Below are 532 nucleotides of genomic sequence, written 5' to 3'. Positions count from 1 at the left end.
ATTCGGTATTGACCTGCAGCCATTTGTCGAGGCCGGGCTCGGTGTCGGGCTTGATCGCGTCGGCCGGGCATTCCGGCTCGCAAACACCGCAGTCGATGCACTCGTCGGGATGGATGACGAGCATGTTCTCGCCTTCGTAGAAACAATCGACCGGACAGACCTCGATGCAGTCCATGTATTTGCATTTGATGCAATTGTCGGTCACGACATAGGTCATCGGTCGGCTCCGGGACGTCCCATTTTGTTGGGCTTTTTCCGTCAGGTAACGCCTTTGGCCGCTGCTTGCAAGGGCAGCCATTCCTGTCGGCATCAGCGTTTCGAAATGGAATTCCAGGCAGCCGGCGCCCCAGAGGCCGGCAGCGGCCGCCCGACCAAGAAGGAACGTCGCCAGACCGACCGATTGCTCGGCGAAGATTGATGCCTGGCGTCCAAAAACAGGCGGCGCTTGCCAGGATAACGACGTGTTTGAAGCAAAACTGAACCCGGCAAACAGGAAGCCCTGCATGAGGTCGCCGGCCTCTGGGGCGCCGGC

General features: G+C 59.8%; 1 protein-coding gene. It reads right to left on the bottom strand.

The window, feature by feature from the left end; all coding sequences use genetic code 11:
- The coding region (locus EN884_RS38025; RefSeq protein ID WP_164895521.1) for a ferredoxin family protein at nt 1-217 on the bottom strand (217 nt) is incomplete at its 3' end.
- Nucleotides 218-532 lie beyond the last annotated feature (315 nt).

Source organism: Mesorhizobium sp. M7A.F.Ca.AU.001.01.1.1 (assembly GCF_004022735.1).
GTDB lineage: Bacteria > Pseudomonadota > Alphaproteobacteria > Rhizobiales > Rhizobiaceae > Mesorhizobium > Mesorhizobium ciceri.
This window is presented reverse-complemented; position numbering and strand designations above follow the sequence as displayed.